This is a genomic window from Pseudomonas lurida, from assembly GCF_002563895.1.
In the GTDB taxonomy this organism is placed as follows: domain Bacteria; phylum Pseudomonadota; class Gammaproteobacteria; order Pseudomonadales; family Pseudomonadaceae; genus Aquipseudomonas; species Aquipseudomonas lurida.
Genome location: NZ_PDJB01000001.1, coordinates 4,322,774 through 4,342,028 on the forward strand (window position 1 = coordinate 4,322,774; position 19,255 = coordinate 4,342,028).

Below are 19,255 nucleotides of genomic sequence, written 5' to 3' on the forward strand. Positions count from 1 at the left end.
ATATGACTGTCTCATGGCGTCCACGTGGTTCAGCGCAACGTTACCTTCTACCGGCAGGTTTGGTTGCTTTGAGCCTCTGGCTGACCTCTTTGAGTGTTGAAAGCTGGACCTACGTGCACCGGGTAGCGGGCCAATCGCTAGCTGACACACTGGCCACCACACCAGTCGAAAAGGTGCTGCCCGCACCCTTGGACGATCAAAACATCGCCAAAGCCTTTGGCGCAGTATCGGTCGAATTCGACAGCTCACCCGTTAGCGAGCCTTTGAAACTCCTCGCCAGCATGCAGGGCAATCAGCCCGAGCAATCTAGAGCCCTGATCCAGTATGCCGACACCGCGGCCTTCTATTCGCCTGGTGATCGCTTGCCCGATGGAGCTCGGCTCAAGAGCATCGGCAACCACGAGATCGTGGTAATGCGAGCCGGCCGTGAGCACTACCTGCTGTTACCCGGGCGTGAACTACGCCTGCTCAAGCCTCAGGGAACGCTACTCAAGATTGCCGCCCGAAAATCTACAACCCTCCTGCAAGCGATAGAGAACACCCCATGAAACCGCCCCGGATTGCAAGCGCCTTACTCTGTATTAGTATCCTGTTGAACGCCACGCCCAGCAGCGCCGCCCTCACTACCCAACGCCTGTGGACGTTGAACATGCAGGATGCCGAACTGCGCGACCTAGTCAGCGAAGTCGGTGAAATCACCGGCAAGACGCTGGTGGTTGACCCTCGCCTGCAAGGCAAGGTCAGCGTGCAATCGTCCAGCGCACTGGACAAGGACGGTATTTACTCACTGTTCCTCACCGTGCTGCGCAGCCAGGGTTTCGCCGCCTTGGACCAGGGTGATCGAGTACTGATAATGCCAGCAGTGGAAGCGAAGACCAAGTCAAGCCAACGCTCAGGCGATGAGTTCGTGACCCAAGTTTTGGACCTACGAGACGCTAACGCCGCGGAAATCTCCGCAGTCATCCGTCCATTGGTAGGCGAGGACGCCTATGTCGCGCCTTCGACCAGCTCCAACGCCCTGGTCATTTCTGACAGCGCCAGCAACGTCGAGCGTATCCGCCAAGTGGTCAGTGAACTGGATCAAGCCGGCAACCACTCGTTCAGCACGGTCCCCCTCAAGCACGCTTGGGCCAGCGATGTGGCCAGGACCCTGAACGAAAGCATCAGCCAGACCGGCAACGGCCCCAGCAACGCCAAGGCCGTCGGTGACACCCGCAGCAACCAGGTGATCCTCGCAGGCACAGCTCAGACCCGCCAGCGCATGTCTAACTTGATCAAAGCCATAGATGTGCCGAGCAATGCCAATGACAGCACGCGTGTGGTACGACTGCACCACAGCGATGCCAAGCAGCTGTCGAAACTGCTCGACGGCATCGGCAAGCGTCTGGAGGACGGCAATCGTAGCGGCGGTGAAACCAAGGGCAGCGGCAGCTCGGTCCTGGTGAGCGCCGACGAAGGCCAGAACGCCTTAGTGCTGATGGCCGATCCGGCCCAACTGAGCATGCTCAGCACAATCATCACAGAGCTGGACCAGCCACGGGCCCAGGTGCTGGTGGAAGCGGCCATCGTCGAAGTCAGCGGCGACATTAACGAAGCGCTAGGCGTGCAATGGGCGGCGCGCGCGGGCAACGCCAATGGCACCAGCAACTTTGGTGGCACAGGCCTGTCGATCGGCAGCCTGCTGACCCAAAGCAAGGAAAAGAGCGTCACGCTGCCGGACGGTGCAGTTCTGCGTATTGGCTCAGATAACTTCAGTGCATTGGTCACAGCCCTGTCCAGTGATTCCAAGAACAACCTACTGTCCACTCCGAGCCTGCTCACGCTGGACAACGAAGCGGCGGAAATCCTGGTTGGCCAGAACGTACCGTTCCAGACGGGTTCGTATACCACCAATACCGCAGGCGCGAGCAACCCCTTCACCACCGTGGAGCGCAAGGATATCGGGGTAACCCTCAAAGTGACGCCGCACATCAACGAGGGTAACACTCTGCGCCTGAAGGTCGAGCAAGAGAGCTCGGAACTGGCTAGCGCCCCGCCCGGCATTACTACAAGCGACGTCATCACCAACAAGCGATCGGTAAAAAGCACCATCCTTGCCAACGATGGTCAGATCATTGTGCTCGGGGGGTTGATTCGGGACAACGTCAAGACTCAGGTGAGCAAAGTGCCGCTGCTGGGCGACATTCCCCTGCTTGGCTGGCTCTTCACCAGCACCAAGGATGTTACCGAGAAAACCAACCTGATGATTTTCCTGCGCCCAACCTTGCTGCGTACCAACAGCGACGGCGCCAGCATCAGCGAACGCAAATACAAAAGCTTGCGCCAGTCGCGCAACAGCAACGACAGCGGCAAAGCTCTGGTCCTACCCGCCGACTCACGCCAGCTATTCGATCCTGAGCATCGGGATCCTGCCATCGACCTGCGCGCAAACGAGCCTCGCCGATGACTTCGAACGTCCGCCTGCCCTTCGGCTTTGCCAAGCGCCATGGTGTCCTTTTGGAACCGCACGATGATGGCCTGCATTTGTTCTGCCGGCCTGGCACGTCGATGGAAATCCTCGCTGAGATCCAGCGTTGCCATGGTCCGCTGGCGAGCCATCAGATAATCGACGCCGAACAGTTTGCCGAGCGGCTCGCCACCCAATACCGCGATGGGCGCGACGACGCCATGCAAATGGCAGAAGGCCTAGGCGACCAGATCGCCGGCGAGGACGACCTTGCCAGCCTGGCCGAACAGCTGCCGCAGATCACCGACCTGCTGGAGCAAGAAGACGACGCGCCGATCATTCGCCTGATCAACGCGATCCTCGGCGAGGCGGTCAAGATCAAAGCTTCTGACATCCACTTGGAGACCTTCGAACAACACCTTAGCGTGCGCCTGCGCGTCGACGGAATGCTGCGCGAGGTACTGCGTCCACGCCGAGAGCTGGCAGGTCTACTGGTATCACGGCTCAAAGTCATGTCCAAACTCGATATCGCCGAGAAGCGCATCCCCCAAGACGGGCGCATTGCCCTGCGCATTGGCGGGCATGACGTTGATGTGCGGCTCTCTACCTTGCCTTCTGCCTACGGCGAGAGGGTAGTAATGCGTCTGCTCGACAAACAGGCCGGGCGCTTGAACCTGAGTCGGCTGGGCATGACCGAGGCGACCCGGATCAAACTGGAAGACGCCCTGCAACGTCCCCACGGCATTTTGCTGGTCACGGGGCCTACCGGTTCCGGTAAGACTACGACGCTCTACGCCGGACTCAGCAGCCTGAACAACCAGACGCGCAACATCATGACCATCGAAGATCCGGTGGAATATCACCTGGCCGGTATCGGCCAGACCCAAGTTAACACCAAGGTCGACATGACCTTCGCCCGCGGCCTGCGTGCCATCCTGCGGCAGGACCCAGACGTGATCATGGTCGGGGAAATCCGCGACCGGGAAACCGCTGACATCGCGGTGCAAGCATCCCTCACCGGTCACCTGGTGCTGTCCACCCTGCACTCCAACAGCGCCTTGGGCTCTGTCACCCGTTTGCTGGATATGGGTATCGAACCCTTTCTGTTATGCACCTCACTGCTGGGGGTAATAGCCCAACGCCTGGTACGGGTGCTCTGTCAGGATTGCAAAAGCGCCGCACCCGCCGACGCTACTGCCTGCCGCCGATTGAGCCTAGATCCGCTACAGCCCCCAATTATTTATCACCCGGTCGGTTGCCCGAGCTGCCAGCACAGCGGTTATCGTGATCGCCAAGGCATCTACGAGTTGGTGTTGTTCGACGAGCCGCTACGCCAACTGATCCACGAAGGGGCTGGAGAGGCCGCCTTGGCCCACTATGCGCGCCAGCATGTCCACAGCCTGTTCGCCGACGGTCGGGACAAGGTGCTACAAGGTGTCACGAGCGTCGAAGAACTCCTGCGCGTTACCCGGGAGCATTGATCGTGGCCGCCTACGAATACCTCGCCATGTGCAACACCGGACGCAAAAGTCGCGGCGTACTGGAGGCCGACAGCCCCCGACAAGCCCGTCAGTTGCTTCGCGAACGTAACCTGATCGCCCTGCAAGTCAAGCCAGCCCGTGGGCAAAAGAATCACGCTGGCCCCCCACAACCTCACGGGCAACGCCTCGGCGCGGCACAACTGGCCCTCCTCACCCGCCAGTTGGCAACCCTGGTCCAGGCCGCTCTGCCATTAGAGGAAGTACTTGCCGCCGTAGCCGCCCAATGCAGCGCGCGCTCACAGAAAAGCATGATGCTAGCGGTGCGCGCACGGGTGCTGGAGGGGCATGACCTGGCGCGAGCCATGGGCGATTATCCACGTGCCTTTGGATCGATGTACCGAGCCACGGTGGCCGCCGGCGAACGTGCAGGGCATCTAGCCCAAGTACTGACGCAACTGGCCGACTACACCGAAGCCCGGCACGCCGCCCGTCAACAGCTACAACTGGCCATGCTCTATCCGAGCATCTTGATGCTTGCGGCCTTTAGCATCGTCGGTTTCCTACTCAGCTTCGTAGTACCTGATGTGGTCAAGGTGTTCATCGACAGTGGCCAGCAGTTGCCGGTGTTGACCCGTGGCCTGATTGCGACCAGCGACTTTGTCCGAGATTACGGCGTGGTCCTGATCCTGGTGCTGGGTAGCGTCACTGCTGGCTTGCGCATGGCACTGCGCAACCCCTCCTACGTTCTGCGCTGGCACCAGATACAGCTGCGCCTACCCCTGATTGGACGGGTCATCCAAGCCAGCAACAGCACCCGTTTTGTAAGCACCCTGGCGATTCTCGGACGCAGCGGCGTGCCCTTGGTCGACGCCTTGAAAATCTCCGCTGAGGTAGTCGCCAATCAGCAAATCCGCGCACGCATGCAAGACGTGGCACGCGCCGTGCGCGAAGGCAGTGGGCTGACCCGGGCCCTAGAGCGCAGCGGCGATTTTCCCCCGATGATGCTGTACATGATCGCCAGCGGCGAGCGCTCGGGAGAGCTCGACAATATGCTCGAACGCGCCGCCCATCAGCAGCAGACGCAGCTGTCCAACGGCATCGCCATGCTGGTGGGCCTGTTCGAGCCAGCGATGCTGGTGTTCATGGGAGCCAGCGTGCTGGTGATCGTTCTGGCAATCCTGATGCCAATTCTCAACCTCAATCAACTCATAAACTGAAGAGCACTTACCATGCGCAATGCTTCCCGCCAGCGCGGCTTCACCCTGATCGAAATCATGGTAGTCGTCGTGATCCTCGGTATCCTGGCCGCCCTTGTCGTCCCGCAAATTATGAGCCGGCCGGACCAAGCCAAAATCACCGCCGCCCGCAGCGATATCAAGGCCATCGCAACGGCACTGGAAATCTACAAACTAGATAACCACCACTATCCCTCGACTCAACAAGGCCTCGAGTCCCTGACTAAAAAACCGACAGGTGTGCCAGAAGCACGTAATTGGAGCCCCGACGGCTACCTCAAGCGATTGCCCAAGGACCCGTGGGGAAGCCCTTATCAGTTCCTCGCCCCCGGCCGCAAGGACTCAGCCTACGACCTTTACTCCTTCGGTGCCGACGGTCGCAACGGGGGCGATGGGACAAATGCCGACATCGGCAACTGGGAGCCTTAAGATGCGCAAGTCAATGGCGGGCTTCACCATGCTCGAGCTGCTGGTCGTCATGATAATCATCGGCTTGCTGGCCAGCCTTGTAGGGTTGGTACAAAGCGACCCCAGCGCGAGAAATGCCCGGCGCGAGGCCGAACGCCTGCAGAACCTTATTGGCTTGCTGCGTGAAGATGCAGCACTGAATAACATCAGTCACGGGCTGCGCCTGGAACCTGGGCACTATGGGGTGCTGACCCTTGACCACAACGGCCAATGGCAGACGGATAAGCGTTTTAAAGAGCACTCACTTCCAGACGAGTTGCGCCTAAATCTGCAAGATCCGCAACCGCAGGGCCGAGATACGCGGCCGCAACTATTGGTACTGGCCAACGATCAGATCTCGCCCTTCAGCCTATTGCTCGAGTATCGCCGGCAGCCCCTGCTGTCATTGTCCAGCGATGGTATCCAGGAGGTGCAGCTTGCACCGGTCCAATAAACAGGCAGGCTTCACGCTGCTGGAGGTGATGGTCGCACTGGCTATCTTCGCCGTGTTGTCTTTGTCGCTCTACAGCGCCACCGAACACCTGATCGGCAACAGCGCCAGCCTCAACGAACGCACCCTGGCGCAGTGGCTGGCGGACAACCGCCTCAACGAGTTGCGCGCGGGCATGCGCGAGGTGCAGAACCAGCAGCAGGAACCGATCCTCTTCGCCGGACGTGACTGGCTGCTGAGTTGCGAAACCGTCACGGCACCCGATCCGCGCTTGCTCAAAATCATACTCGAGGTCTCCACCAATGCGCCCACGCCCCGGCAACGCGCACGCCTGGTGGGTTACGTGGAGGCTCGCCCATGAGCCGCCGCCAGAAAGGTTTTACTTTGCTCGAAGTGCTTATCGCTTTGGCTCTCTTCAGTTTGCTCGGCGTGGCCTGCTACCAGCTGCTGGAGCGAATCACACATACCGACCATAGGGTACATCAGCATGAGCGCCAACTGCGTTACCTGCAGCGGGCTCTGAGCATCTTCGAACGTGACCTGACCCAGGCCATCGCGTACCCGGTCAACGGTAGTTCGGCGCGCCAGGCCCTGATCGGTGGGCCTGAACAAATCCAACTGGTACGGGGTGGCTGGAGCAACCCGTTGCAACAGACGCGCAACAACCTGCTACTGGTCAGCCATCGCTGGAGCGGCGGACAGTGGCTACGCCAATACCGCAGCCCCGAGGCTGATCGCGACCTACCCGACAATGCGGCACAACAAACGCTACTGGATGGGGTCAGGCTTAAGCATTTGAGCTACATCGATGCCCAAGGCCAAGACCACACCAATTGGCCCATCGACGGAGCAATGCTGAGTCTGCCACGGGCCATTGAGGTGGAGTTCGACGCTCCTGGTTACCCAGACTTGCGGCGGGTGATCCTGCTGTCCGGTTTCAAAGAGCAAGAACATGATTAACATCCACAGACAACGAGGCATCGCACTGATCAGCGTGTTGTTGATCACATCGCTGGCAACGCTGATCGTCAGTGACATGCTCGCCCGCCAGCGGCTGAACGTGATCAGCAGTTCCAGCCAGATATCGCAGCAGCAGCTGTGGCAACTGGCACTGAGCGGCGAATCCTGGGCGCGCAGCCAACTCCACGACGACTGGCGCGACGAACCTGAGCCCAAGCGCGTGCACCTAGGCCAGCGTTGGGCGCGCGACACGCCGGTCTTCGACATAGATGGCGGACGTATCCACATCCATTTACAAGACTTGAGCGCACGTTTCAACCTCCAAGCCCTGCGCAAGCCAAACGACCAGATCAGTCGCTTGCGCTACCAGCGTTTGCTTAAAGAGCTCGGCCTGCCCTCTCATGATCCCGGACGCCTACCGCCATCCCTCGGGTTTGACGGCAAGCCCGTGGCATGGAACGACTGCAGCGAGCTGATGCGTCTGGAGGGTGTCGACACAGCGGTCATAGAGCGGCTGCGCCCCTGGGTCAGAACCACACCGGGCGCGCTGAATGTTAACACCGCCGGGGCCAAGCAACTGGCTAGCCTTGGCGCCCTCGATCTCGCTCAGGCCATCGCCCTGGTACAGGCACGCCCAGCCGATGGCTACAAGAGCGTCCAAGAGTTTCTCGACACACCAGCCCTTAAGCAGATTGAAATCAACTCCCAGGGGTTAGATGTCAGCAGCCGGTATTTCCAGGCGGTGTTGGATGTAGAACTGGGTGATCGGCAGTTACGCCTGATCAGCCGGTTGCGAATCGAGCAGGACGGTCAGGTCAGCGTGCTTCAGCGCACTCTCGCCGCCGCATCACTTTTTTCGGAGTAGCCCCATGCAAGCCTGGCTTTATTTCACCACCGCGACAGTGGACGACGAATCCCCAGTCATCTGGTGGCTAACCGGTGGCGAACCAGTACGCGGCACATTGCGTCAGGCTACAGTATTGGCCCAAGTGCCCCTGACTCTACTACTGCCGGCCGAAATCGTTAGCCATCACCACATCGACGTACCTCCACGCAGCGGTCGCTGGCTGCAACAAGCCATCCACTCGGAACTGGAAGAACGGCTGCTGGGCGATCCCGAATTGCTCCACCTGGCCCGCGGGCCTCTACAGGCGCGCCGTCACTGCCGCGTGTTTGTGCTGCAACGGCAATGGCTGGAGCACCTGCTAGAACGGCTGGCGAATCATGGCCTTATGGCCACACGCATTCATATCGATGCTGACTGCCTGCCGAGCAGCCAACCGCTGGCCTTGCGCTGTCGCGACCGCTGGCTGATAGGCGGGACCTGCCAGCAACGCCTTGCGCTCAGCGACCAGGAACTCGACGAGTTGGCCCCCTTGCTCCTAGACAACCTGCAGCGTAGCTTGGAAACACCTTGGCCACTCTTGGTCCAGGGTAGCGCGCAGGCTATCGATCTGCGCCAGGGGGACTTCGCCCTACGCAGCCCGTCGCGCACACCATGGCGGGCGCTGCTCGCGATCCTGGCCGTAGCTTGCTGTGCTCAAGTCGCACAAGACATCGGCCATCGGTGGTGGCTACAACACCATGCCGCCCAAGTTACGGAGGCCAGCCTGGTGCTCTGGCGGCAACGTTTCCCAGACGAACCCCGCGTGATTGACCTTGCCCGCCAGGTCCAGGCCCGCGCCCAACAGCAACTGCGACCCCAGCAAAGCCTGGCGCGCAGGCTGGAAAGCCTGGCTAGCCAATGGATCGGCAGTGACGGCGGTGTTACGCACATCCGTCGATTGGACTACCAACAGGCCCAAGGCTGGACCTTGCAGGTTAGCGCACCGGACTTTTCTACCCTCGAACGCTTGCGCGAAGCCCTCGCGAAGCAAGGCGCAAACGTGCAGGCCGACTCGGCCGTATTGACATCTGATGGCGTCAGCGCCCGCCTGAAAATCACGGACTAAACCATGAAAGCGCTTTTCACCCAATACTCAAACCGCTGGCAACAACTACCGCCTCGCGATCGCCTCGCGTTGCGGTTGCTCACGTTATTTCTCGCGGCAGCGCTGTTCTGGAGCCTACTGTGGAACCCACAGCGCGAAGCCCTGATACACGCCGAACAACACTTGCAGGAGGCCTTACAGTTGCAAACCGATCTACTCACGCTTAACGCGTCATCTAACGCCAGCAGTTCGCACGTCAACAGCCAGACAATGGCCGGCCTAATAGCCGCCACTACGGCCAAGGCAAACTTGGCCGTCGAGCGCATGGACAGTGAAGAGTCTGGACGCCTCAACCTGAGCTTGGTTGGTTCGCTAGCAGACCTGCTGAAATGGCTCGATGAGATAGAAACCCAGAATATCACCCTAGTGTCACTGCAGTTGGAGGTCTCCCCTCAGGCCATTGCCCAGGCTCGACTAAGCTTTGAATCGCATTAAAATTATTCATCCCAATTTACCGTAGACGGAGGAATGAATAGAGTTGATTGGGAATGAACGGCGAAAATTGAGATGAAAGATGCTGGACAATAGGGGTCAAAACAGGTTGCGCGGGTTGACGTAGCTGGGAAGGAGTTCGTACCAGGCTCAATTTCTTCTTATACGGCGACCGAGTATCTCACTCAGTTACCTGTCTATTACCCAACGTTCAGTCGGTAATTTCCGATGTACATCCAGGTTCTGATGGATGAGTTGCAGTTGAGGTTCAACACTCCATGCATCCTCCCCCAAGGCAAAAGGACAGCCAACTTCAACAGACGCAATCAGGCTTCCGGCGTTGAGTCGCCCGCTACTCCTGGGTGAATTGCCCCCGAGCACACGTGGCGATCATCAATGGCGTTTGCAGCCATCCGAGCCATGTTGTCCTCTCCGACGCGCTTGCGCAAATCGCCCAACATGACAAGGTTGTTCAGCTGCAGCTAACCGGCCAATGCGGAGTAAAGCGGGACCTCCGCACGGTAAGTTGCCGCACCGTTCTCGTTATTCGAGTGCAGGTAACAGTATTCAGAGCACCATTGGTATCGAAGGCATATAAACGATATTGATAGGCTCCCACATTAATATGGCCTCAGGCCAATGCAAAAGCTCCCCTGGTGGTTTGGGCGGTCGTGCCAGCCACGTTTAGTGCAGTAATTATCTCAATGCCATACCGGTGTCGAGAAGCGCGAAGAGCATGCGGGACGCCAAGTCATCCGGCAGATTGCAGCCAGGCGTAGCACCTACAAGAAAAGGGGAAACGCAGCGTGTTGTTTAAAGCGATACGCAAGATCGAGAGAGCCAAAGCTCAGGTTCACGCCAAGGTTGAGCATCCATTTCGGGTGTTCAAGCGTCAGTTTGGTTAGACGAAAGTGCGCTTTCGAGACTTCGTAAAAAATACGGCTCAGATGGTAACGCTGTGCGCCCTGTCGAACCTGTGGATGGCGCCTCGACATTTGCTCTCTGGCATGGGAGAGGTGAGCTGCTAATAGGACAAATGGCTGCTGCGAGGTGCTCGCAGTAGCAAAAAATCATGAAATACGAGGCAGATTTGACTATTTTTTGAACGGCTGCCGTTTTTTGAAAGCGCTGAAGGCGCACTAGTAAAAAAAACAGCCATCTACTTCAGACCATCCTTAGGGCGGATCATTCCTCTAACACTCGAACATCTAGCCGAAGCAAGGTAAGTACCAGCAGCACTGCCACCAACTGTACGGCGGCAATCAAGTGAGGGTCTCTTTTTTATGGATGGGGGTTGAGGTGATTGTCTGCGCCGTACGAATTTTTTTCGACCCAAGCCTTGCGCACCTGAAACTAATATCTACACTCATTTCAGCGCACAACGCCTCATTACCTGAAGAGCTCTAGAAAGGAGGTTTGGATCGATTCCCTCATCAAATTTATCACTGAATCAGGCATTTTTTTTGCTCGCAGTCACGGCAGAAAAGAGGATTAATAAAATAATTAATAAATTAATAATTTTTATTCAGATTTATCCTGGGGTAGTTTCGCATACCGCAAGCTCTCTGGTCGTTTTTAAGCTTATCTGAGCGCCTGCAAAACCGGAAATTACAATAGAACACTCTGTAACTTTTCGCGCATGGGGGAGGTTTCTCGCCCTTCTAAAACTTAGCTTGAATGCACGTATCTGCGCGAAATCTTGTAGTCTTGAGGAGAATTTATTATGAAAAAAATCTGCATGTTGATACTTTGTAGCGTTGGAGCGGAGACCTCCTTTGCCCAAGATTTGACCGATAAATGGTCAGGCCCCTATTTTGGGGCATTTATTAGCCAAACTGAAATGAATCTAAAAACAAATACTAAGGGGTCTCCGCGTGGGCCTTCCCCAACTAGTCCAGTTAGAGCGGCTATATCGTCTGCAATGGTAAACGCGGCGTCCTCTTCGGACACTATACGCGAACGCGATAGCGCACCGGGAATTGCATTCGGATACCTGTGGCAAAAAAACTCATGGGTGTATGGGTTGGAAGCTGACTTTCAAGGGGGTGCGAAGCAAAGCAGCGCACAATCCAGAACCTCAGCAATTCAAGGTTACCCTAACACACTCACTACAGAGTTGGACAGGAAGGACGAACTGCATTACTTAGCTTCACTTCGGGGCAAGTTCGGTTACGCATATGGGAATTGGCTTGCCTATTTAACAGCAGGCCCCGCTTATGGAAAGATCTCTACGAGTAGCCATATTTCGGGCTCCTTGGTTAACGGGCTTACAGTAGCGGGAGATAAAGCCTCAAACTCTGATCAACGGTTTGGTTGGACCGCCGGTGCTGGATTGGAATATGCAGTTTCAAACGATTTTCGGTTACGCGCAGAGTACGTGTATTACGACCTTGGTTCGATGAATCTAGATTCCTCCTACCAAACTACGCTGAACACTACTCAAGCAGTCGTAGCATCTGCTAATACACGCACAAACACCGAATGGCGAGGGGGTTCAACTCGGATAGGCCTGAGCTATCACTTCTAGCGCCAGGAAGCCCTGCGAAGTCTGGGAGCTGTATAAAGTTCTTCGGAACTCATCCAGACAGAATGAAATCCTCGATCCAGTAAAGTGTGCAGCCGCTAAAGGTAAGAGTGTCATGGTAGTGGAACGAGCTCAAGACAGCCTGACAACTGGTTGCAAACGCTTTCATCGAAGTCCGGCGCAGCGATTGCCTAGGGATGGGTGGTCGGCTGATACCAATGATTCCGATGCACAGCATGAAGCGCAAATCTATGTCAGACTGAACGCTGGATCACCCTGCTCGACCGCTATCTCTATGGTGGGTTTCATCTTTGTTCCGCAGGCGTTGTTCCAGCTCCAGATGCTCACCCTGCTCGGTTCACTGCAGGGCGGCAGATGCTTGATATTTCTTTGAGCGTATCGGCCTGTAGCCTAGCCTGGCGGCTCAACTGCTGGCTGCAACGCCAGCCGTGAACGGTCCAGGCTAATGCAAGACGAGCCGTCATCCAAAATCACCAGCAACAAAGCGACAGCGGCATAGCGTACCTGCGAGGGGATCAGGTCGAAGCGAAGCATAGCCATCCTGCGTCCCATGCGACACGGTATCGATACCGTGTCGCATGATGATGGCGAGTCCGACCGTGGTAACCATTTACGACGCACCGAATGTGGCCGGCCCGTAAGCGGATGGCGAACACACCTACCGAATTCCAATATTTAGGGCGATGGTGTCCGCGTATTTTTAAGCGGACGCGATCACCCTTATCGCCAGGATTCCCATGCGCCAACGCAGCTCTTACCCCCAAACCTTCAAAGCCCAGGTCGCCCAGCAATGCCTGCAACCTGGAGCGACGATTTCCAGCGTAGCGATCCATCACGGCATCAACGCCAACGTGATCCGCAAGTGACTACCGATTTACCGACATCAATCTCATGCAATCTTGCCGGCTTTCGTTCGGGTAAAAGCGGTACCAAGATGAGCAACGGAAGAGATGGTGATTATCTCGCTGCCTCTGGGCGATAAATTCATCACCGTTAAACAGCCAGCCTCGGATCCGGACGGCTGCGCGTGTTTTATTCGTGGCCTGGCCCAATGATTCGTGTCGATGTCGTCTGGATCGCCACCGAGACCATGGACACGCGCCGGCACTGAACCGCGTTGGCCAGAGTGGTCGCAGTGTTCGGTGCAGCGAAGCCGCACTGCGCTTACCTCTTTACCAACCGCCGGGCGAACCGGATGAAAATCCTGGTGCACGACGGCTTCGGTATCTGGCTGGCGGCGCGGCGCTTGAACCAAGGTAAGTTTCATTGGCCAGGCATCCATCGTGGGACGGAGATCGAACTCGACCCTGAACAACTTCAGGCGCTGGTACTGGGATTACCCTGGCAACAAGTCGGTGTAGGCGGCACAATTACATTGCTTTAAACGCTCCTTTCAGGTGTAGCACTCGGGCTGCTTTGGTAAAATCCACGGCATGACTTCCTTGCCCGATCTCGACCAAATGGCTTCCGAACAACTGCGCGCACTGGCTGCGCAGTTGATGTCCAAGATCGAGACCTAGGACAGAAAGATTCATCGTGATGAGACGATCATCGAGCAACTCACTCACGAAATCGCCACTCTCAAACGCCACAAGTTCGCCAAGCGCAGCGAGCAGATCAGCCCGGAGCAAGGCAGCCTGCTCGATGACCTGCTCAATACCGACCTTGAAGCCATCGAGGCAGAGTTAAAAGCCCTTCATCCCGCACCTGCGCAGACAGAACCACGCCAGCAACCCAAGCGTGCGCCGTTAACGCCGCAGTTCCCGCGTACCGTCATCCATCACGAGCCAGACAACACCCGATGCACCTGCGGCTGCCAGCTTCAGCGTATCGGCGAAGACGTCAGTAAGAAGCTGGACTAGACGCCGGGCGTGTTCACCGTCGAGCAGTACGTTCGTGGGAAATGGGACTGCCGCCAATGCGAAACGCTGATTCAGGCGCCGGTGCTGCCGCAGGTAATCGATAAGGGCATCTCAACAGCGGGCCTGCTGGCCCATGTGATGGTGGCCAAGTTCGCCGACCACCTGCCGCTGTATCGACAGGAAAAGATCTTCGGTCGTGCCGGTCTGGCCATCCCGCGTTCGACCCAAGCACAGTGGGTGGGCCAAACTGGCGTGCAGCTTCAGCCCCTGGTCGATGCGCTGCGCGAAGTGGTGTTGGCCCAGCGCGTGATTCACGCCGATGAAACGCCGGTACAAACGCTGGCGCCAGGCGAGAAGAAAACCCACCGCGCCTATGTCTGGGCCTAAAATACGACGCCGTTTTCGAAACTCAAAGCCGTGGTCTACGACTTCAGACCCAGCCGTGCCGGCGAACATGCGCGTAACATCATGGGCACCTGGAACGGCAAGCTGGCATGTGACGACTTCGCCGGCTAAAAGGCCAGCTTCGAGTTGGGCATCACCGAAATCGGCTGTATGGCCCATGCGCGTCGCATGTTCTTCGACTTGCATATCGCCAATATAAGCTAGTTGGCGGAGCAGGCGCTTCACTCGATTGGCGGACTGTACGAAGTCGAGCGAAACGCGAAGGGAATGAACGACAAAGATCGCTGGCGATTACGCCAGGAAACAGCGGTCCCCATCGAGCTCCTCTCGAAAATGATACGTATACTTATGCTGGAATGAGGGGGTGAAGGTGTACTTCAGAAAATCTGAGGACTTGCCCGAAGCATCCTAGAATATACAAATACTGAAAAGCCTTAAGATCATACAACCTACTGTCATTCCAGCCATAAAAGAAACAAAAAAACAAACATCGAAAAAACTATGTATGCCTGACAGACAATCATACGTCCTCCAAAAGACGACAAATAAAATCAAAACTTTTAGCGTTTATCAAAGCAAAACCACACATATAACGACATGATTCGATGCGCGCTAACCCAGCAACAGAGAAAAGAATAATAAAACTACTATTATGCGGCATTGTATCTATGCATTCTGCAGCTAGATATGTAATACCTCCATTGAAATTCACGCAGCATTTTCTGAAGTAACAAGCTATGAACCATCGCGCCAAACGCGATGCTGAGCGTTCCTGACGCTAAAGCCATCACACCGGCCATAAGGTTAATTATATTTCCTATGAAGTAGAACCAAAATCACTTGAGAGCCTCTCTGAAATCATAAATATGGAAAAATTTAAACCCCAAAACCGGAGCCACATTCGGCAGTCAAACTAACAACTGCACAAAACCGTTCCACCCACGACCAAATTAAACTTCATTCTTATTGAAAAATTATCAATGCGTTTGAAAAAAACTTAGAGCGAACATTTGGCGGCTTGCAATGCTCCCTCGAAATTCAAATCAAGACTCAATCAAAATCAAACAGATAGCCCAAAAGCGCTATACTCATTCACACCAACAGCATTAATTGAGATTTTGTTTTTTGATGAGGGGGGGCCTAGATGATATCCTTGCATGTAGCTACAGCCCAGCTTTCTAGCCACCATGATATCTTGCTCATGCTCAATCCCCTCAGCTATCACTTGCGCCCCCATCTCTTGGAAACACATTACTGCATTTGATATCATCTGAAATCTCATTGAGCTACAGTTCAAATTCCTTATCATACTCTTATCCAACTTTATGTAATCAAAGGCAAAACTATTTAATGCTGCCACTCGGGGCATCCCGACACCAAAATCATCAAGGGAAAATCGTACACCCAACGACTTCAGCGAATTTGCAAACTTTAGAAATGTCGCATAGTCTTCAACTATCGCGCCCTCCGTAAGCTCGATAATCAGCCTCCTAGCCACTGAGGGGTATTTTCTTAGATCTCTTAAAGCTGACTCCCACCAAAAGTCCAGATTGAAACTTAAAGCAGAAACATTGCAAGCAATATTGACATTAGGATTACTTTTCAGCCTATCTATAACAGCATTCAATACATAACGATCTATTAATCTGATTAGGCCAGTACTCTCGAAGGCGTTTATTGCTCTTTGCGTATCAATTTTTCCTCGACAGTAGGCAAATCTTAAAAGAGCTTCGCTGCAAAGTAGATTTTTCCCTGACATGTCATATATCGGCTGCAAACTAAGACTGCACTTACCTTCCTCCAACACACTCACTAGACGCTGGCAAAAGTTCATTTCCGACTCGTATCCTGCACGCCACTCATTTGTAAACCGGGGAGGTGCCAGCCTCATCGGAAAGTTTTTTGATTTGCTTATAACCGAAGTTAAATCTCTCGCGTCGCCACTGCTGAAAACCACTTCAAGAATAGATAACACCGGCATAATGGGTAAATACCTTCCAAAACAATTGTTCGAGGAAAAGAACAACAGCAAAGCTTCTACAACCAGCCCAACATCAGCATTACTCGAGTAAAAAGACACAGTCATTTCATCATGAGAGATCGACAACAATGAAAAACCAAATATAAAAATATGATTTTGGACCATTTCCATAATCTCGGAGCAACACTTTTCCCCATACAGCGCGCGGACATGCTTATAATTAACAAACGAAATGTGAAAGCACATAACCACATCTGCATTCGCATTCGCAGATACGGTTGAAAAACGCGAACTCTTTTTCATTTAAAGTAGTGCTCGCTGAGGAGATGAGCTATGGTCTCAGTTCCAACTACTCAAAAAAACAAGGCCGCCAAGGAAGGTGTGTTAAGGATTCTTTAAAGATGTCTTCGATCTTTGAGCTTAGGCTTTTCGTGTGCATCGCTCGCCACGCCAGTCTCTCTGCGGCCGCACGCACCCTTGACGTAAGTCCCGCCGCCGCTAGCTTCGCTCTGAAACGCTTAGAGGAGCGACTGAGGACGCGCTTGTTTGCCCGTACCACTCGAAACCTGCGCCTAACAGACGAAGGCGCTCGCTACCTGATGTGTGTCGAATCGGCTTTAGAGGTGCTGGACGAAGGAGAGAACGCCCTCCTACAGCGGCTAGGCGAAATTTCCGGCGTAATTCAGATAGCGGCGCCCTGCGACCTTGGCAGGCATTTGTTGCTTCCTTGTTTGGACGAGGTCAAAGCGCAGTATCCTGGGTTAGTAATTCATCTACTGATCAGTGATAAACCGAGAGACCTCTATCGAGAACCTATCGACTTATTTCTGAGGTTTGGCATTCCAAAAGAGTCAGACCTGATAGCGCTGCCGGTTTGGGACGACAACTATCGCGTCGCCTGCGCGAGCCCAGCCTATCTTGAGCGTCATGGCACGATCTCACACCCCGAAAATTTGTTAAGCCATAACTGCATAACCTATCATCTTGAAGGCAAACACTATGATTTATGGACGTTCTCTCGCGGAGACGAGCATATTGAAATCAAGGCCCGAGGTGATCACCGTTGCGATGATGGTGATATTGTGAGGCGTTGGGCACTCGAAGGATATGGAGTAGTTTTTAAATCTTGGATAGATGTCGCATCAGACATCAAAGCCGGCAGGCTACGCCACCTGCTTCCGGAGTGGAGAGGAGTGCACGCCCCTTTGTACTTGATGTGCCCACACCGGATGCAGGTCACGAAGACGGTCAAGCTGCTGCACACGCTTTTAAAAGAGAGATGCAAGAAGCTACTCTTAGAGCAATGAGCGAAGCAAGCACATAATATGAGATAAGCGATTTTGCGTTTCAGCACCAGAATTGAGTTTCCGTGTGTGCGGGACGTGATACTAAGGATTTTCAGGATGTCCACTATCTTTGAGCTTCAACTTTTCGTGTGTGTAGCTCGACACGCGAGTGTCTCTGCAGCTGCACGCACCCTTGACGTCAGCCCTGCCGCCGCTAGCTTCGCACTGAAGCGCTTAGAGGAACGACTGCAGACGCGCTTGTTTGCCCGTACCACGAGGAATATGCGCCTAACTGAAGAAGGGGCCCGCTATCTGGTGTCCGTCGAGTCAGCTTTAGAACTGCTGGAGGAGGGAGAGAACATCCTCCTGCAGCAGCTAGACGAAATTTCCGGCGTAATCCAGATAGCGGCGCCCTGCGACCTCAGCAGGCATTTGCTGCTTCCTTGTCTGGATGAGCTAAAAGCGCGATATCCTAAGATAAATATTCATCTACTCATCAGCGATAAACCACGAGACCTTATCCGGGAACCTGTTAATTTAGCGCTTCGATTTGGTGTTCCAAAAGAGTCGGACCTAGTCGCGTTACCGGTCTGGGAGGAAAGCTATCGAGTCGCCTGCGCCAGTCCAGCGTACCTTAAACGTCATGGCACAATTTCAAGACCAGAAGAATTGTCAGAAAGAAATTGCATCACCTTTCAGCTTAGTGGGACACATTATGATTCGTGGACATTCTCTCGCGGTGAAGAGACTGTTGAAATCAAGGCCCAAGGTGATCACCGTTGCGATGATAGTGAGATAGTGAGACGTTGGGCACTTGATGGGCACGGAGTAGTTTTCAGATCGTGGATTGATGTCGCTGAAGACATTAAAGCTGGAAGGTTGTGCCATCTGCTTCCTGAATGGCGAGGAACCCACGTGCCCTTATACCTGTTGATTCCAAACCAGGCGCAGATCACGAATACGGTAAAGCTGCTGCACACACTTTTGGTTGAGAAATGCAAGCTAATCGTGGGGTCATGAGCAAAGAAAGGATTTATCTATAAAAAGCGATCTTGGGGTTCAATTTGGGCTTCCGCGTTTGCGGGACTCGATGGGCACACTGAAAATGCCATTCGTAATAGGCGTTATTAGGAACTGCGAAACGACGCGATCAGCTAGGGATGCTCCTATCAACTCGCAGGTTTGCGCAAACCGCCCAACATAGCAAGGTTGTTCAGCCGCATTTGACCGGGTAAGGTGGAGTAAATCGGGACCTCCGCACGGTAATTTGCCGCACCGTGCAAGCCTCTGCGCTTCAGCATTGAAGTTCGCGACACTGTCTCGTGTGAAATGAACCTTCGATACCACGCCCGCATTGCCAGAAATATAGAGCTCCATTCCTTTATCTGAGAGCTCCCCACTGTAGTTCAGCTCAGTCGAGCTGTTAAGTGCAGAGATCGCCTGTGCCAGTCTTTCAGCATCAACGGCTCCTCTTACATTGGCCATCAACGTATTGATCTCGCCATTGCTGGAGAGCTCTATTGATCGAAAGCTGCCCACGATTTCGCCACGTTGAGACAGGGTAAGCTCCAAGAGCTCCACCTCAGATGAACGAGTGGCAACGTAAGTGCCAGAAACGCGGGGATCAAAACACGCGATCAGCACCGATGCCGCGGATACGACTGCAAGTACGCGCGAAACGCTTCCCATCCTATACCCCCAATCCTGTGAATTTGAGTATACGATGGCATTAC

The 19,255-nt window shown here is 54.8% G+C and carries 19 protein-coding genes and 2 pseudogenes; 18 read left to right on the forward strand and 3 right to left on the reverse strand.

What is annotated here, in order from left to right; translation table 11 throughout:
* The first annotated feature begins 68 nt into the window (after positions 1-68).
* Genes ATH90_RS19520 through gspM form a run of 11 tightly spaced genes read left to right on the forward strand, consistent with a single transcriptional unit; the run spans position 69 to position 9,446 of the window.
* Positions 69-548 (forward strand): type II secretion system protein N, encoded by a 480-nt coding sequence (locus ATH90_RS19520; protein WP_244905997.1) that lies wholly within the window; start codon positions 69-71, stop codon positions 546-548.
* Positions 545-2,446, forward strand: coding sequence for a type II secretion system secretin GspD (gene gspD / locus ATH90_RS19525; protein ID WP_098467094.1), 1,902 nt, complete (start codon positions 545-547; stop codon positions 2,444-2,446). The genes ATH90_RS19520 and gspD overlap by 4 nt, the downstream gene beginning before the upstream one ends.
* Positions 2,443-3,927 (forward strand): type II secretion system ATPase GspE, encoded by a 1,485-nt coding sequence (gspE, locus tag ATH90_RS19530; protein ID WP_098467095.1) that lies wholly within the window; start codon positions 2,443-2,445, stop codon positions 3,925-3,927. The genes gspD and gspE overlap by 4 nt, the downstream gene beginning before the upstream one ends.
* Before the next feature lie 2 nt (positions 3,928-3,929).
* Positions 3,930-5,144: a type II secretion system inner membrane protein GspF gene (gene gspF / locus ATH90_RS19535; protein WP_098467096.1), complete on the forward strand. Its 1,215-nt coding sequence runs from the start codon at positions 3,930-3,932 to the stop codon at positions 5,142-5,144.
* A 12-nt stretch (positions 5,145-5,156) separates the two neighbouring features.
* Positions 5,157-5,591 carry a type II secretion system major pseudopilin GspG gene (gspG, locus tag ATH90_RS19540; RefSeq protein ID WP_098467097.1) on the forward strand — a complete coding sequence of 145 codons (435 nt, stop codon included), beginning with the start codon at positions 5,157-5,159 and terminating at the stop codon, positions 5,589-5,591.
* A 1-nt stretch (position 5,592) separates the two neighbouring features.
* Positions 5,593-6,063, forward strand: coding sequence for a type II secretion system minor pseudopilin GspH (gspH, locus tag ATH90_RS19545; protein ID WP_098467098.1), 471 nt, complete (start codon positions 5,593-5,595; stop codon positions 6,061-6,063).
* On the forward strand, positions 6,047-6,421 hold the full coding sequence (gspI, locus tag ATH90_RS19550) for a type II secretion system minor pseudopilin GspI (RefSeq protein ID WP_098467099.1): 375 nt from the start codon (positions 6,047-6,049) through the stop codon (positions 6,419-6,421). The genes gspH and gspI overlap by 17 nt, the downstream gene beginning before the upstream one ends.
* Positions 6,418-7,020, forward strand: coding sequence for a type II secretion system minor pseudopilin GspJ (gspJ, locus tag ATH90_RS19555; RefSeq protein ID WP_098467100.1), 603 nt, complete (start codon positions 6,418-6,420; stop codon positions 7,018-7,020). The genes gspI and gspJ overlap by 4 nt, the downstream gene beginning before the upstream one ends.
* Complete coding sequence (gene gspK / locus ATH90_RS19560) at positions 7,013-7,885, forward strand: type II secretion system minor pseudopilin GspK (protein ID WP_098467101.1); 873 nt, start codon at positions 7,013-7,015, stop codon at positions 7,883-7,885. The genes gspJ and gspK overlap by 8 nt, the downstream gene beginning before the upstream one ends.
* A 4-nt stretch (positions 7,886-7,889) precedes the next feature.
* A complete protein-coding gene (gene gspL / locus ATH90_RS19565; protein ID WP_098467102.1) occupies positions 7,890-8,972 on the forward strand; it encodes a type II secretion system protein GspL in 1,083 nt (360 codons plus the stop codon).
* Between the two features lie 3 nt (positions 8,973-8,975).
* Positions 8,976-9,446 carry a type II secretion system protein GspM gene (gspM, locus tag ATH90_RS19570; RefSeq protein ID WP_098467103.1) on the forward strand — a complete coding sequence of 157 codons (471 nt, stop codon included), beginning with the start codon at positions 8,976-8,978 and terminating at the stop codon, positions 9,444-9,446.
* Between the two features lie 186 nt (positions 9,447-9,632).
* Here gspM and ATH90_RS29980 read toward each other — a convergent pair whose 3' ends face one another.
* Positions 9,633-9,824, reverse strand: a complete 192-nt coding sequence (locus ATH90_RS29980; RefSeq protein ID WP_141537506.1) for an autotransporter domain-containing protein — start codon at positions 9,822-9,824, stop codon at positions 9,633-9,635.
* A gap of 327 nt (positions 9,825-10,151) precedes the next feature.
* On the opposite strand from ATH90_RS29980, the pseudogene ATH90_RS19575 reads away from it, so the two are divergent.
* The 5 genes and pseudogenes from ATH90_RS19575 to tnpC all read left to right on the forward strand — a co-directional run.
* Positions 10,152-10,471 (forward strand): annotated as a pseudogene (locus tag ATH90_RS19575) (transposase); the annotation flags it as partial.
* Positions 10,472-11,283: 812 nt separating this feature from the next.
* Positions 11,284-11,970 carry an outer membrane protein gene (locus ATH90_RS29985; protein WP_478212370.1) on the forward strand — a complete coding sequence of 229 codons (687 nt, stop codon included), beginning with the start codon at positions 11,284-11,286 and terminating at the stop codon, positions 11,968-11,970.
* A gap of 755 nt (positions 11,971-12,725) precedes the next feature.
* Positions 12,726-12,854 carry a transposase gene (locus tag ATH90_RS19585; RefSeq protein WP_098467105.1) on the forward strand — a complete coding sequence of 43 codons (129 nt, stop codon included), beginning with the start codon at positions 12,726-12,728 and terminating at the stop codon, positions 12,852-12,854.
* A gap of 329 nt (positions 12,855-13,183) precedes the next feature.
* Entirely contained in the window at positions 13,184-13,372 is a 189-nt protein-coding gene (gene tnpB, locus ATH90_RS19590) for a transposase (RefSeq protein WP_244905998.1), read from the forward strand.
* 49 nt (positions 13,373-13,421) lie between these two features.
* Positions 13,422-14,573, forward strand: a pseudogene (gene tnpC, locus ATH90_RS19595) (IS66 family transposase); the annotation flags it as partial.
* Positions 14,574-15,315: 742 nt separating this feature from the next.
* On the opposite strand, the gene ATH90_RS19600 reads toward tnpC, so the two are convergent.
* Entirely contained in the window at positions 15,316-16,539 is a 1,224-nt protein-coding gene (locus tag ATH90_RS19600; protein ID WP_098467106.1) for an EAL domain-containing protein, read from the reverse strand.
* A 98-nt stretch (positions 16,540-16,637) separates the two neighbouring features.
* Between ATH90_RS19600 and ATH90_RS19605 the strand changes: the two genes are divergently transcribed.
* Together ATH90_RS19605 and ATH90_RS19610 are read left to right on the forward strand one after the other, a co-directional pair.
* Entirely contained in the window at positions 16,638-17,543 is a 906-nt protein-coding gene (locus tag ATH90_RS19605; protein WP_098467107.1) for a LysR family transcriptional regulator, read from the forward strand.
* Positions 17,544-17,639: 96 nt separating this feature from the next.
* Positions 17,640-18,542: a LysR family transcriptional regulator gene (locus tag ATH90_RS19610; RefSeq protein WP_098467108.1), complete on the forward strand. Its 903-nt coding sequence runs from the start codon at positions 17,640-17,642 to the stop codon at positions 18,540-18,542.
* Positions 18,543-18,581: 39 nt separating this feature from the next.
* Here ATH90_RS19610 and ATH90_RS29210 read toward each other — a convergent pair whose 3' ends face one another.
* Entirely contained in the window at positions 18,582-19,094 is a 513-nt protein-coding gene (locus ATH90_RS29210; RefSeq protein ID WP_141537508.1) for a hypothetical protein, read from the reverse strand.
* Between the last annotated feature and the right edge of the window lie 161 nt (positions 19,095-19,255).

What these genes read in the sequence shown, in the direction of transcription:
- gspK (WP_098467101.1), top strand. Translation starts at nt 7,013, where the DNA reads ATGATTAACATCCACAGACAACGAGGCATCGCACTGATCAGCGTGTTG.
- tnpB (WP_244905998.1), top strand. Translation starts at nt 13,184, where the DNA reads ATGAAAATCCTGGTGCACGACGGCTTCGGTATCTGGCTGGCGGCGCGG.
- ATH90_RS19605 (WP_098467107.1), top strand. Translation starts at nt 16,638, where the DNA reads ATGTCTTCGATCTTTGAGCTTAGGCTTTTCGTGTGCATCGCTCGCCAC.
- gspH (WP_098467098.1), top strand. Translation starts at nt 5,593, where the DNA reads ATGCGCAAGTCAATGGCGGGCTTCACCATGCTCGAGCTGCTGGTCGTC.
- ATH90_RS19610 (WP_098467108.1), top strand. Translation starts at nt 17,640, where the DNA reads ATGTCCACTATCTTTGAGCTTCAACTTTTCGTGTGTGTAGCTCGACAC.
- ATH90_RS29985 (WP_478212370.1), top strand. Translation starts at nt 11,284, where the DNA reads ATGAATCTAAAAACAAATACTAAGGGGTCTCCGCGTGGGCCTTCCCCA.
- ATH90_RS19600 (WP_098467106.1), bottom strand. Translation starts at nt 16,539, where the DNA reads ATGAAAAAGAGTTCGCGTTTTTCAACCGTATCTGCGAATGCGAATGCA.
- ATH90_RS19585 (WP_098467105.1), top strand. Translation starts at nt 12,726, where the DNA reads ATGCGCCAACGCAGCTCTTACCCCCAAACCTTCAAAGCCCAGGTCGCC.
- gspL (WP_098467102.1), top strand. Translation starts at nt 7,890, where the DNA reads ATGCAAGCCTGGCTTTATTTCACCACCGCGACAGTGGACGACGAATCC.
- gspG (WP_098467097.1), top strand. Translation starts at nt 5,157, where the DNA reads ATGCGCAATGCTTCCCGCCAGCGCGGCTTCACCCTGATCGAAATCATG.
- gspJ (WP_098467100.1), top strand. Translation starts at nt 6,418, where the DNA reads ATGAGCCGCCGCCAGAAAGGTTTTACTTTGCTCGAAGTGCTTATCGCT.
- gspE (WP_098467095.1), top strand. Translation starts at nt 2,443, where the DNA reads ATGACTTCGAACGTCCGCCTGCCCTTCGGCTTTGCCAAGCGCCATGGT.
- gspM (WP_098467103.1), top strand. Translation starts at nt 8,976, where the DNA reads ATGAAAGCGCTTTTCACCCAATACTCAAACCGCTGGCAACAACTACCG.
- gspD (WP_098467094.1), top strand. Translation starts at nt 545, where the DNA reads ATGAAACCGCCCCGGATTGCAAGCGCCTTACTCTGTATTAGTATCCTG.